Here is a 14,538-nt window from a genome sequence, read left to right on the forward strand (position 1 = left end):
AAAAACACACTCATAACCCTTTTCATATCTGGGGTTAATATTCATTTCAGGTATTTTACAGATAACCTGATTATAATTTTGGATAACAAAGTCGTTCAACCACATGATGTCTGCAGCACGTTTTTTAATCACTAAATTGGTGCCAACATCAAATCTGGCCAGCACAAAATTAAGATTTTTGGTCTAATCGAAGCCCGAAGTGATTCGCAAGCCTCTGGCCTCCATAATGATCATTCCCTTAATTTCTCATTTGTATGAAAAACAAGATAATAGGAAAAAATCAAGCATAAAATCATATATATCAATAAATTAAAACAGAAACTCCACTTTAACTTCTGGAGCTTCATCATATTTAATTACCTTTGCACCTGTGAACACCCTTCGACTGAAAAACATGACCCACCTCTCCTTATGCACTGATTAGTCAAGTGATGAGTTTTTTTTAGGCAAGACATATCTGTCCGACTTATTAGAATATGAACGTATCTTAATACGTGGTTTTTATAGTAACCATGTAGCTTTCAGTACGGTATTGAGAAGTACTCATGTGCAGGTGTGCTTCATGTCTATTTTTGGTTAAAACGGCGATCCAGTGGTTGGTTTAAATTACATAAGATTTTTTTAACAAAAGCGTCATATCACACATATCTGACCCAATAACAATGGAAAATAAGGATTTAGCTATGGCCTTACTCATAACAGCAAAACCTCCCCAAAATGATGAAAAATGGCGAAAAACATCTTTAGCATTAATGCTCAGCGCCCTATTTTCTTATCAGCCGTTTATATCCGCCAGTGCTACCGACACGTCGGAAAGCAGCCAACAGATTGTCGGGCGCACGCTTGATGAATCAAGCGGCCCCATCTGGCCAGCCAGAGAAGATGGGCCTAAAAATGTCCCCAATATTATTGTCATCATGACCGATGATGTCGGATTCGGTTCGGCGAGCACATTCGGTGGCCCGATCCCCACGTCGACTATGGACAAACTAGCGGAAACCGGAGCGAAATATACCAGCTTCAACACAACCTCAATGTGTTCTCCTACTCGTGCGTCATTACTCACGGGTCGTCTCCCCAATGAAGTGGGCATGGGGGTTGTTTCATCATTTTCCAACGGGTACGACGGATACAACTCAGTAATCCCTACATCGGCAGGCACTGTGGCTCAGGTTCTGAAAAATGAAGGGTACAATACCGCCATGTTTGGCAAATGGGATATTACCCCCGTGTGGGAACAGAGTCCGGCTGGGCCATTCACTCGCTGGCCAATAGGGCTTGGTTTCCAATATTTTTATGGTTTCCTTGGGTCAGCATCCAGTGAGTTTGAAGCCAATTTGTTTGAGAACACCACGCCAGTTCCTACATCATCTAACCCGACCACATACAATCTGGACAAAGATTTATCGGATAAAGCAATCAAATGGCTGACAGCACAACATGCGGCAGCCCCGGATAAACCTTTTTTCATGTATTACTCGACTGCCGCTGCGCATACCCCTAACCATGCGCCGGATGCATGGCTGGAAAAATACAAAGGGAAATTTGACCAAGGCTGGGATGCGGTAAGGGAAGAAACTGTCGCACGCCAGAAGAAAATGGGGATTATTCCGCAAAACGCAAAAGATGCACCAAGACCTGATGGGCTGCCAGTCTGGGGTGAATTATCAAAGGATGAGCAACGCCTTTATGCCAGACATATGGAAGCTTATGCCGCACAGTTAGCGAATGCAGATTATCAGGTAGGCCGGGTTATTGATCAGGTGAAAAAAATCGGCGAACAGGATAATACCATGATCATCTATATCCAGGGTGACAATGGTGCACCGGAAGAAGGCGGACCGGAAGGCCACCTGTATGACACATCAAGCCTGAGTGGCGTATCAGAATCGTTAGTAGAACGCGTAAAACGTATTAATGATATTGGCACCATCAAGAGTTATCCCTTGATCCCCGCAGCATGGGGCTGGGCAATGAACGCCCCTTTCCCTTGGGCCAAGCGTTACGCGTCACACTTTGGAGGAACCCGCAACGGTATGGTAATCAACTGGCCGAAACACATCCAGTCACCCAATACCTTCCGCACACAGTTCCACTATGTCACTGATGTTATGCCGACAATATTAGATGCCGCAAAAGTGGAAGCACCAAATGTACTCAATGGAATAGCCCAGAAGCCAATATCGGGTATCAGCATGGCATATACCTTTTCTGAACCTGGAGCCACTTCACATCGTAAACAGCAGGTTTTCGCATTAGGTCAGGATATTGCCTACTACGAAAACGGATGGATTGCCTCAACAACACCTGCGACGACATTCTGGGATAAAGAGGCTAAACCACCGGTCAAAATTGACGATCGTAAGTGGGAACTCTATGACCTGAACAAAGATTTTACTCAATCAACCGATATGGCAAAGCAATACCCTGAAAAACTTGAACAGATGAAGGCGCTCTTCTGGCTTAATGCTGGCAAACATAACGTCTATCCATTACAGGGGCTGAACTTCTTCAATAATGAGGCTCGTCCTGATTATCGCCGTGGTAGAAAAGTGTTTGAATATATCGATCCGGTGGAAAATTTACCCCCAAGTGCGGCCCCTAATCCTTTAGGTTCTTCTTTCAAAATTGAAGCAAAAATCAAGCTCAATGAAGAAAAACAGACGGGAGTATTGGTCGCTCAAGGAGGACGTTATTCCGGTTATTCTTTATTCCTGCATGATGGCTATGTCTGGTTTACTTACAAACTTTCACCATTACATGTTGTGCAAGTTAAAAGTAAAAAGCGTCTGGAGAAAGGTGAACATAATATCGTCCTGCAATTCGCATCCGATGAGGAGAAACGTCGCTCTGGAGGAGAATTTACGCTGAATATCGATGGGGTCCAGAATGACCGTAAGCGGACAGAGACCACCTTCTGGTTACTTGTTGATATGACTGAGGGGTTTGATATTGGTATGGACAGCGTATCGCCAGTGGATGATCTTTACACCCATGAGAGCAGCAAGTTCAGTGGGGAAATAGAGAAAATAATATTCACACTGAAGTAGACACAATCTCGGGGGGAGAAATGCAAAACTCCCCCCTTTCCAGCAGAAGATGTCCCCGGAGTTGAGAATGGATAAAATAACGCATTTTCAGTTAATGTCGAAACCAACAGGTTCGACGTGTAATATTAAATGTGAATACTGTTATTATCTTGAAAAAGAAAAACTACATCCCTCCTCTCAACTTATTATGGATGATAAAACACTTGAGAATTATATCAAGCAGACAATACTTGCTCAGTCTGTTGATATTGTGGATTTTATTTGGCAGGGTGGAGAACCGACACTCGCTGGAATCGATTTTTATAAAAAAGCATTAAAATTACAAAAAAAATATTGTCATGAAAAGAAAATCAATAACTATTTTCAGACTAATGGTGTACTGATCAATGCAGAGTGGGCCGAATTTTTCAAGGAAAATGGTTTTCTGATCGGTATTTCTATTGATGGCGATCGTGAATTTAATGATCGGTATCGTCGTACACGTTCGAATAAAGGAAGTTTTGAAAAAATCATCCAGGCCATTGACCTACTTAAAAAATTTAATGTAGATTTTAATACGCTCACCGTGGTTAACAAGAAAAATATGGATGATCCACTCAGAGTGTATAATTTTCTGAAATCCATTGGGAGCCATTACATCCAATTTATTCCGCTCGTAGAACGCATAAATGAGAGTAATAAGAAAGACGGACTTTGGCTTGTCGATCCCGATTTTACTGGAAATTGTAATGTTAGTGAGTGGTCATTGAAACCTGGCGATTTTGGTCGTTTTCTTAACACTATATTTGATGAGTGGTTTCACAAAGATATCGGTAAAACTTTCATTATGAACTTTGAGGAAACAATGACCAAAAAACACAGTGGAAAAAGTAGCTGTGTAATCAATGAATATTGCGGTGCTAATCTAATTATTGAAAAAAATGGTGATATTTATTCCTGCGATCATTTTGTCTTCCCTGAGCACAAACTCGGTAATATCAACGAAAAAGAGCTTTCTTCTATCGTTAACTCAGAACAACAGATAGAATTCTCAAAACGTAAACTTACTAATATGGATACAGAATGCTATAAATGCGAGTATTTATCAGTATGTAACGGTGGATGCCAGAAGCATCGATTTTTGCCGTCTAAAAATGGATTATTGAACAAAAACTATTTTTGTGAAAGTTACAAATTGTATCATGCACATTGTCTTCCCAGGATGAATTATCTTTTAAGCAAATTATAATGCTTAAACCTTCATATACCCACAATTGACAGAATCATAAAAAGGGTCTAGCTATGAATTACGATAACATTTCAGATAGAATATTTAATAATATTGGTGGAAAAGAAAACATCAAAAGCCTCAATCATTGTGCGACACGCCTTCGTATTATTTTAAATGATATGAGTAAATATGATAAAGATAAGCTAAAAGAAATTGAGGGTGTCATCGCCGTTGTTGAAAGCGGTGGGCAATTGCAAATTGTCATTGGTAATGACGTCAATTACGTGTATGCAGTAATGGTCAGAACCGTTGAAAATTCAGAGTCGCCGCTTGAAAATTCTGATGGAGAAAAAAGTAACAAATTTAATCTGATTGACCTAGTCGCCTCCATTTTCACACCGCTACTGGGTGCGTTAATGGCTTCAGGTATCCTTAAAGGCATACTTGTTCTTTGCACAACATTAGGTTGGATGGACCCTAAATCTGGGACTTATGTACTGCTGAATGCTGCGGGTGATGCCTTCTTTTTCTTCCTGCCGCTGATGCTTGGTTATACGGCAGGGAAGAAATTTGGTGGGAACCCATTCATTTGTATGGCAATCGGTGGTGCACTGGTTCACCCTTCAATACTGGCTCTGTATTCCATTACCGGAGAAAATTCGCTATCGCTTGAATTTACAGGTATTCCTATTGTACTGATCAATTACTCATTTTCAGTCATTCCGATTATTTTTGCGGCATTCCTCTCGTCTCGTCTTGAGCGCCTGATTGACCCAATCATTCCCAGCGCAATACGCCGTTTTATGGTTCCGTTAATTTGCCTAGCTGTCGTTGTTCCCGTGACCTTCCTGTTTATTGGCCCCGCCGCAACATGGTTGAGTCATATACTTTCAGCAGGTTACCAGGCGATCTACGGCTTCAGCTCATTGTTAGCGGGTATGGTCATGGGGGCATTCTGGCAGGTTTTCGTTATTTTCGGCCTGCATTGGGGCATGATCCCGCTGATGTTAAACAATTTCGCAGTGCTGGGACACGACACCATGACCCCGATGATCCTACCCGCTTTTCTGGGACAAGCTGGCGCAGCGCTAGGCGTATTCTTAAAGGTCAAGGATAAAAAACTGAAAAGTATTGCAGGTTCGGCTATCCCAGCAGGGATTATTGGTATCACCGAACCCGTTATTTATGGGGTCAATTTACCCTTACGTACTCCGTTTATTTTTGGATGTGTGGGCGGCGCTATTGGTAGTGGCATCATTGGTTATTTCCATACAACAATGTGGTCATTCGGTATGCCTAGCATTTTTGCTTTTACTCAGTTCATTCCCACAGGTGGCTTTGATGCTTCTTTTTATGCAGGCATTGCAGGGTCCGTCTGTTCTTTTGTCATAGCTGTTGTACTGACTTTGTTTTTTTCAAAGGTCAACGGTAAATAATTTTATACTTGTTAAGGAGTTCTCATGAGCGTTTCTTTCCCTGAACATTTTTTATGGGGTGGTGCCATTGCCGCAAACCAGACTGAGGGGGCATATACTACTGGTGGAAAAGGATTATCAACAGCGGATTATCTTCCTCGGGGATTATTCGGGAAAATTGTCGCCCCAGAGGACGGAAGTCTATTGAACCTAAAAAAAGAGGCCATAGATTTCTATCATCGCTATAAAGAAGACATCAAACTATTTCATGACATGGGCTTTACCTGCCTGCGTTTGTCTATTAGTTGGCCTCGTATCTTCCCGAATGGCGACGACAGTCAGCCAAATGAAGAAGGACTAAAATTCTATGATGATGTCTTCGCTGAGCTCCATAAGTACGGTATTGAACCAATTGTGACATTATCTCATTTTGAGATGCCAATGAATATTGTAGAAAAATATCAAGGGTGGTTAAGCCGAGATACCATTGATATGTTTGAAAAATATTCGAAAGTGGTTTTTGAACGTTACAAAGATAAAGTACGATACTGGCTCACCTTTAACGAAATTAATATTGCGTTGCTGGAACCCTTTACTGGTGTTGGTTTACCGCGTGGTAGCAGTATGCAAGATATTTATCAGGCACTGCATCATCAGCTGGTTGCCAGCGCGAAAGCCGTAAAACTTTGCCACGATATTATTCCAGACTCACAAATCGGTAATATGATAGCTGTTGGTTTGGTTCACCCATACACCTGTAAACCAGATGACATTGAGTGTGCCTACAAGCAAAACCGTGAATGGCAATTTTTCAACGAAGTTCAGGCTAAGGGCTATTATCCTTTTTATACCAGACGGTTGTTTGAAGAAAATAATGTAAAGTTGATAACAATTGACAGCGATTTTGATGTGCTAAAACACACGGTCGACTTTATTTCATTCAGCTACTACATGAGTGGTTGTGCCACTGAAGATGAAGCACACGCTGAGGTTCGTCGGGCTAATGTTCATAATATGATCCCCAACCCTTATCTCGAAGAATCAGAATGGGGCTGGCAGATAGATCCCCAAGGGCTGCGTCACAGTCTGAACCTGATGTATGAGCTTTTTGAAAAACCGCTGTTCATTGTTGAAAATGGACTTGGGGCAAAAGATATCGTTGAAGAAAATGGTTCAATCAATGATGATTATCGAATTGCCTATTTTGAAAAGCACCTTAAGGCAGTAAAAGATGCCATTGATGACGGTGTTGAGGTCATGGGTTACACGTCATGGGGACCGATAGATATCGTCAGTGCTGGGACTGCTCAGATGTCAAAACGATACGGTTTTATTTATGTGGATCGTGATGATGAAGGCCAAGGTAGCTTTGTCCGGAGCAAGAAGAAGAGCTTTAACTGGTATAAGAATGTGATTGAATCCAACGGCGCATCTCTGTATAAGTCATAATAATGATCGCGGCTCCCTTTCGGGAGCAGCAGTCTGTGATTATTAACATGGTGAATTATGATTCCAGGAATTGAAGGCCCTTATCTTAATGTTACCGATCCCTGGAGGAAAACTCGTCTAAATCCTGACAAAAACGATTTATCACATATCACAAGCAGGACCATCTTTCTGGTTGAGTTTATTCTTTCCTTCGTAGAAGGTGCTCCCAGCCATTTTGATTATGAAAAAACAGAACCGAAAAACAATGACTATGAATATACATTAATTCTTCAAAGAAAAGGAGTTTGTATAATTTCTTCAGGAGATTATTGCTCTGAATTAAAAGAAAATGAAATGCTGCTACTCTCGGATCAATCCCCCTGTAATATCACTTTCAATGCACCATGGTCTCAGATTGTTCTTCGTTTCAACAGTGCTTATATCACGCCTTTATTAGCCGCAAAAGATATCCCACTGCTCACCGTATCCAGTAATTCACAAGGAGCCGGGAAGATATTGTTATTGTATATTGAACAATTGAGTAAGGACATAGAAAATGGGCTTATTTTACAGTCAATTGCATTCAGTTTATCCCGAAGCGTTATTAATTTGGTTGTAGCCTGCTTAATCGATTCAAACTACTACAATTCAAAAAAACACTCAAAAATATATACTTTTCATGTTTCACGTATAAAGAATTATATTGCACAGAACCTACGAGATCCCTCGCTGAATGTTGAAAAAGTATCAGAAGCACTGAGGCTATCACTCCCTCATCTCCACAGAATTTTTAAAAATGAACCGTTATCTATTTCACATTATTTATGGTCAAAACGCCTTGACGGTTGTGCAAAAGATCTTTCAGATGAATCAAAGTCACAGGAATCAATATCTTCAGTAGCATTCTCTTGGGGTTTTAATGATGCAGCACATTTCAGCCGAGTTTTTAAGTCACGATACTATATTTCCCCTACAAAATGGCGAATCAAACATTTGGGTAAAATAAGGAAATAAAAATTATCACGATAAAATCTGGTAGTGATCTGTCGTATTAACAGTATAAAAGTACGCGTTGCACAACAAATAAATTGAATTCTAATTTATATAACGTAGCCATCATCCACTTACAGCACAATATAAGCAGATAAAACATAATAGAATTAATAATGACAACAATCAAACTCAAACAGCAATTTATGAAGCTCTGGGATTTTTTCGATGGTAACCCTATTCCCGTAACGCTTGATGAACTATCAGCACAGATAGGGTGTTCCCGAAGGCATATGCGTACGCTTCTGAATAAAATGGAACAATCAGGATGGCTCAAATGGCATGCATCCTCTGGGAGGTCACGACGATCAAATATTGAGTTTCTTATCGAAGCACCGATTCTTTATCAAGATACAATCAAGGAGTTGCTTAATCATAATTGTTTTGAGCAAGCTATCAGATTGACAGGAGAAAATAAAAAACTCAATGAGTTATTCACTGAAATAATAAGAAAAATAAATAACAACACACAGAGTTCTCTGAACATTTTATACTACCGCAGCCTTATACAATTCTTACCGGGATCTTACTTGCGAAGATCGGAAAAAAACTTAATCAGACAAATATTTAATGGCCTTACACGTATTAATGAATTTAGTGGTCATCCAGAGCCCGATATATCGCATCACTGGGAACAACTCACAACTACACATTGGCGCTTTTACATCAGGCCTGGTGTCCGTTTTCACCATGGCCGTGAACTTAATGTTCAGGATATTATTTCCTCTCTAAAACGAGCGTTAGTATCGCCATTGTATTCAAATATTTGTTTCCTCGGAAAATCGGAGCATTTGACTTTGGATATTAAACTAAAAAACGAAGACAAATGGCTGCTATGGCTGTTAGCTGGCGAACAAGCAATGATTATTCCTGAAGAATTCTCGATAATGAAAAACTTTAAAAATTTGCCAGTCGGTACCGGTGCTTATCAAGTGGTAAGAAATTCCGATCACTTATTAAAACTACGTGCTTTTGATTATTACTTTGGTTTCAGAGCGCTGATCGATGAGATTAACATTCTGGTTATGCCTGAAGTTGTCGGGCCTCTGGAACATCATGTACATTTCGGTACAAAAAATGATGAAAAAAAAATAGCGGAGAGCAGACTTGAAGAGGGTTGTTATTTTTTACTTTTCGATCAAAGATCTCCTTTGTGTTCACGTCAAAGAGTAAGAAGTTGGCTATGCGAGGTATTATCTCCTATACCTTTACTTTCATATGCTGATCCTCTGTACTACCAACATTGGAGTCCAGCTACCGGATTATTGCCTTCTTGTCATATTATTAAGAATAATAGACTCTGTGACAAACCATCAGAAATATCATCTGTTCACATAGCTATTTTAAGAAACCATTCTGAACATCATGAGTTGACTGATATTATTAGAAAAACACTATCCCTTCATAATGTAGAGCTCATCATACATGAAATAAGCTATGATGATTGGGCAACAGGTAATTTCGATGCCGATATCTGGTTGGGAAGTGCAAATTTCCCTCACCCCGTTGATTTCTCTGTATTCTCATTTTTTATTGGATATCCCTTATTCAGTAAAGCTTCTGGAGAAGACTGGACAATTGAAAAAGATAATTGGCGAAGAGGTAAATTGTGTGTCAGAAACTGGATTGAATTATTGATTACCCGTAATACACTGTTACCGTTATTTCATAACAGGCTAATCCTACAGGAAAACACGACCCTGCGGGGAGTTCACATGAACTCATTGGGTTGGTTTGATTTCAAATCAGTCTGGAATGAGCCTCCATATTCTTGAAACGAAAAATAGGCATTTACATCTCTGAAAATGCCTATTTAACAAACGAGTATGCTCAACAGCCGCAGAATATCCACATCTTTATATCAACTACTCATAGGACATGGTTTCGCAGATAAATTTCATTAACCTCCACATATACCCTGCTTCATCAGAACGCCAGTACAGCGCCATCCTCAGGAACGTCAACATGAGACTCAATGCCCTTTTCCTTTATAAATTCCCTGAGTTCTTTTCTGTTTTGTCCCATATGATTAATCGCATCCATATGTACTGCAACGATTTTGGCTTTTGGAGCAACATTCACTGCCCGAAGAACATCATCCTTACCCATGATGATCGCACCATCATAGTCATTTACGCGTGCATAACCAGCATTCAGGACAATGACATCAGGCGAAAATTCTTTAATGGCATTATCAACTTCAGGTCTCCAGATAGTATCACCGACAAGATAAACGGTTTTATACCCCGGAGCCTCGAGAACAATTCCCATCGCCTCTCCAAGGAACTCAGCGAGGGGCGGTGAAGAAAACATTTTATCGGTGCCATGCTGCCCACCTGTTTTGCTGAGTTTTACATCACCGAATATAGCCTGCCCATCAAGCACGCGAACATCAGTGAATCCCTGTGAACGGATTGTTTTTTGATCGGCCTTATTTTGTACAAACAGAGGCATATCCTTTGGTAATAATTCCTGAGCAGCAGGATCCCAGTGATCAAGATGAGTATGCGTTACTATTACGGCATCAACTCCCTTCATCACATCCTGCACAGGCAATGGTAACTCTACCAGTGGGTTTCGCAAATGGCTACGATATGTATTTTCGAACCCAGGATACGCTCCTTTTTTTGCGAACATCGGATCAACAAGGAACGTAATATTTGCATAGGTGAATTTAACGGTTGCATTACGAATCTCTTGCATCTGTAACTGTTTCATTGATTTGTTTGTTGATAGATCTTTGTCCGATTCAGCGTTAGCTCCGGATACAATGATACTCAGAGCAAAGGCTATTCCACTAGCCAAGGTCGTTATTTTCATAGATGAGATTCTCAGATGTATTGTTTCTGTTATGTAGAAAATCCATCATAACAATCTCCCAGAGAGCTGAAAGTAACATGAATGACAAACTCCGATAATATCAGGCCAATGGTAAACTTTAATTATCGAAAAAGAATGATAACCCCCCTGGAATTTAGAAAAAAAATATTACCTTTAACATGATAAATTATATAAATTCATTCATTTTAATAAAAATTAAAATGCAAACTGCTTTGTTGAAAAATAGAAATCCTGCTGAATTATAAGTTCGGATCACACATCATTATGCCGATGCAGGCTAAAAAATTAAAAATCACCTAGTGGACAACCAATAACATACCCCTTATCAGCAGAGTTTCTATCGTCTTCTTTCTGGACAGTGATGCCATTCAGGCGTGGTATGGATCTTCAACCCCTAGGTCTATACGGGAAAAGTCAGTTTATTTGTCATACTCAGGCAATAATTTGCTTGCTGCTACAAGTATAACCGCACGATTGATGGAAGCTATTCCGCCGTAGCCAATCTCAACATGATCATAATACCAGTTCATTCAGATTCCTTTACTCTCGGTGCTGGCTGTCCACGATGCTAAAAGCATGTCTAGGCAGAGTAAAACGTGAAAAACGGCGGAAATTCGCCGTTACGTTTACTGTAAGATTTTGCAGTCGCCCATATTACATGATGAGCTTTCATTCAGTTCGGCCACATTTTCCTCCCACACCTGTCGTAGGGCCCTCAGGAAGTGCTCAGTTGGCTGTGCGCCACTGATAGCGTATTTATTGTTGAAAACGTACAATGGTACGCCGCTTGCCCCCATGGCACTTGCAGCTTTCTCATCAGTAGCAATGCTCGCTCGCAGGGTAATATCGCCCAGTGCTGCACTGGCCATCTCTGCAGACATGCCAACTTCAGTCGCGAGCTCAATAAGCGTTTTATGGTCAAAAATAGAACGACCTTCTTCAATACTTGCCTGAAAAAATCGTTCGATCATTTCATCCCCCAGACCGTCGCGGCGTGCGGCGGCAACTAGCGTCAGTGCATCTTCTGTATCACCAAAAAGCATAGAGTCAAAAAGATAGTTCAAGCCTTCCAATTTACCCGCAGCCGCAACCTGAGACATCATAATTTCCGCCTGCTGCAGACCACCCAACTTATGCTTTAGTGCTTCTTTATAAGATAGAGGTGCCTTGTTGTCTGCAATCCGAAAGCTGTGATGCCGGACAATAATCTTGTCCTTGTACTCAAATGCTGCCAGTCCCTTTTCAAAACGTTTTTTAGCGATCCAGCACCATGGACAGACAAGATCGGACCAGACATCAATTTCAATAATAGGGTGCAGCTCTTTCATAAATACCTCTGATTAATTGGTAGTACACTGACTGAAAACTTCCTCTGTATTAACAGGCATAGAAAGTTTTAGAGATCACAAACCAGCTAATGGAATAGCCAACAGCCAGTATTATTTGTTATCTGCGCATGCAGGCCGTATGACCAGCCCTATTCCAGAAAGTACAGCGATCATGGCTATGCTCATTCTCCAAGTAAGTGCCTCTCCCAGAAATAGAACACCTCCGAGCATGGCGATACAGGGCACACTCAGTTGAACTGCACTGGCAGTAACTGACTCTATTCGTGGCAACAGTGCGTACCAGAGGACATAGGCCCCGGCAGATGCGACAGCTCCAGACAAAATAGCCAGACCAGCACCAGTAAAGTCAGCACGGATAGAAACGCCAAAAAAATAGGCAATAAGAAGAGAAAACGGCACTGCAAGCATGAAGTTTTTGGCAGTGGCCTGTGCCGGGAAAACTGTTGAACGGCCCCTGATTGAATAGGCTGCCCAGGCAAGGCCCGATACCCCCATTAAAACGGCGCTGCCAAGTGGCGGAGCGCTGCTTGCTCCAGGGAGTAAAAGCAGAGCCATACCGACAAGCGCCAGTGTCAATCCTGCTGCCCTCGCAATAGTAAATTTCTCTCCCCGCAGGAGACCGTAAATCACCATGGTTAACTGCACCACACCAAAAAGCAGGAGAGCACCGGTTCCTGTATCCAACTGAATATAAGCAACGGAAAAAAAGACGGCATATATCATCAACAGAAAACTGTTAATCACATTCAAACGAGAATGAACATGACCTACTTTGCGCCGCAAGAAAGGAAGCAGCACAAGAGCGCCGCTAATGAGACGAAGATTACTGAAGCTGACAGGATCAATATGGCCTCCTTTCAGGGCAATACGGCATAACACTGAGTTGGCAGCAAACGCTGTCATGACAACTATCACCTGAAAAATCAGCAAACGACTGGGCATTGAGCTCACTCCACATTGAAACACAAACCAAATCTACCTACTAGATGGTAGCATATCAATGCGACAACGAAGATAATTTCCGTGAGATTGACTGGAAAGAAAGTGTAGTCGTCGCTCGTTTTCATGCGCTAAGTACCCACTATTCGGGCCAGCGCGTGCATCTTTAAGGAGTTTAGGCCGGTCTGGATGAGCCTCTTAGCACCACACACATCAATGCTGGTATATATCACCAGCGCTTTCAGTTCGTTATGAAATCGGGGTGCTGCCAACCGTCATCATGAATCCTGGCGGGAAAGTACTTAAACAAATTAATGGTGTGACAAGTCCTTCAGACTATCGTAATGCATTTGAACAGGTCACTACGATACTCATTCCGGTCAAGCAGTGTAGGCTACATTAGCTGTTAGTATAAAAAGGATTTGCTCTAGGCTGTCTTCGAAGATATTCGCCTTGTGCGTAGCTCGAGCCACAACACTGGCCCCTTCACAGATATTCAGTATGATGAGTGCCGTTCTATCGGGATCAAGTGATTGTGATACTTCGCCGGAGGCGATCCCCACGGAAATAATCCGGGTCAGCCAGTTAATCTGGAAATCGAAGTAGGAAGTCGCCTGTAACTTGATATTGTCAGGCAGATTAGCCAGATCGGCCGAAAGTGCACAGCACAGTGGTAGCAGGTACGTGCGATAGCCTTCAGCAAAAATTTCTATATAGTCTGTCAGACGATCACGAACCGACGTAGACTTGCTCTCAATACTCGAAAACACCACGCTACTTTCTTCAATAGCCCTAACTACCACGGCTTCACCAAGGATATCCTTGGTCGCGAAATGATGATGGATACTCGCTTTGGTAATACCGATTTTTTTGGACAAGTCGGCATAGCTAAAAGCCGAATAGCCACGCATACGCATCAGCAGGTTGGCCTCGTTCAGAAGCCTGTCACGAGTCAACAGGGACATTTCAAAACCTCAATATCTATAAGTATGGTAAATTTTACATTCCTACATCTCTCCCTACAAGCATTCTTAAAACATCGTCCAGAACGCATACAACCAGGTAGCAATGTCCTTCAAACTTCAGTACTCATCTTAATAAGACTCGTAACTACCTTTTTACTAATTTTCAGAAATGAAAAATCGGATTCCGATCTTAAATAGAAATGTAATAATCATTATTTAATCAATAACCTTAAATGCTAGGGGTTGTTATTTATTAAGTAAAAACCTTAAATAAAAGTTAAATTTTCTTAA

The 14,538-nt window shown here is 41.4% G+C and carries 10 protein-coding genes; 6 read left to right on the forward strand and 4 right to left on the reverse strand.

Translation table 11 applies throughout. The features are described from left to right. Positions 1-683: 683 nt before the first annotated feature. The 6 genes from A7983_RS21190 to sgrR all read left to right on the forward strand — a co-directional run bounded on the left by A7983_RS21190 (position 684) and on the right by sgrR (position 9,928). Complete coding sequence (locus tag A7983_RS21190; RefSeq protein ID WP_005967044.1) at positions 684-3,050, forward strand: sulfatase-like hydrolase/transferase; 2,367 nt, start codon at positions 684-686, stop codon at positions 3,048-3,050. A 67-nt stretch (positions 3,051-3,117) separates the two neighbouring features. Continuing rightward, the gene (locus A7983_RS21195; protein WP_005967046.1) at positions 3,118-4,278 is read left to right on the forward strand and encodes an anaerobic sulfatase maturase; all 1,161 of its coding nucleotides are present in this window, start codon (positions 3,118-3,120) and stop codon (positions 4,276-4,278) included. Between the two features lie 53 nt (positions 4,279-4,331). Continuing rightward, complete coding sequence (locus tag A7983_RS21200; RefSeq protein WP_005967048.1) at positions 4,332-5,696, forward strand: PTS transporter subunit EIIC; 1,365 nt, start codon at positions 4,332-4,334, stop codon at positions 5,694-5,696. Between the two features lie 24 nt (positions 5,697-5,720). Next, entirely contained in the window at positions 5,721-7,124 is a 1,404-nt protein-coding gene (locus tag A7983_RS21205; protein ID WP_005967050.1) for a glycoside hydrolase family 1 protein, read from the forward strand. A gap of 57 nt (positions 7,125-7,181) precedes the next feature. Continuing rightward, positions 7,182-8,117, forward strand: coding sequence for a helix-turn-helix domain-containing protein (locus tag A7983_RS23720; protein ID WP_005967051.1), 936 nt, complete (start codon positions 7,182-7,184; stop codon positions 8,115-8,117). Between the two features lie 152 nt (positions 8,118-8,269). After that, positions 8,270-9,928, forward strand: coding sequence for an HTH-type transcriptional regulator SgrR (gene sgrR, locus A7983_RS21210; protein ID WP_005967052.1), 1,659 nt, complete (start codon positions 8,270-8,272; stop codon positions 9,926-9,928). Between the two features lie 151 nt (positions 9,929-10,079). On the opposite strand, the gene A7983_RS21215 is transcribed toward sgrR, so the two are convergent. The 4 genes from A7983_RS21215 to A7983_RS21230 all read right to left on the reverse strand — a co-directional run bounded on the left by A7983_RS21215 (position 10,080) and on the right by A7983_RS21230 (position 14,247). After that, positions 10,080-10,973 (reverse strand): MBL fold metallo-hydrolase, encoded by an 894-nt coding sequence (locus A7983_RS21215; protein ID WP_005967053.1) that lies wholly within the window; start codon positions 10,971-10,973, stop codon positions 10,080-10,082. A 647-nt stretch (positions 10,974-11,620) separates the two neighbouring features. Continuing rightward, entirely contained in the window at positions 11,621-12,322 is a 702-nt protein-coding gene (locus A7983_RS21220; RefSeq protein ID WP_005967056.1) for a DsbA family oxidoreductase, read from the reverse strand. Positions 12,323-12,433: 111 nt separating this feature from the next. Continuing rightward, positions 12,434-13,285, reverse strand: coding sequence for a DMT family transporter (locus A7983_RS21225; RefSeq protein WP_005967058.1), 852 nt, complete (start codon positions 13,283-13,285; stop codon positions 12,434-12,436). A gap of 377 nt (positions 13,286-13,662) precedes the next feature. Then, positions 13,663-14,247: a TetR/AcrR family transcriptional regulator gene (locus A7983_RS21230; protein WP_005967060.1), complete on the reverse strand. Its 585-nt coding sequence runs from the start codon at positions 14,245-14,247 to the stop codon at positions 13,663-13,665. Positions 14,248-14,538: the final 291 nt, after the last annotated feature.

The sequence above is a fragment of the Pectobacterium wasabiae CFBP 3304 genome, from assembly GCF_001742185.1.
Taxonomy (GTDB): domain Bacteria; phylum Pseudomonadota; class Gammaproteobacteria; order Enterobacterales; family Enterobacteriaceae; genus Pectobacterium; species Pectobacterium wasabiae.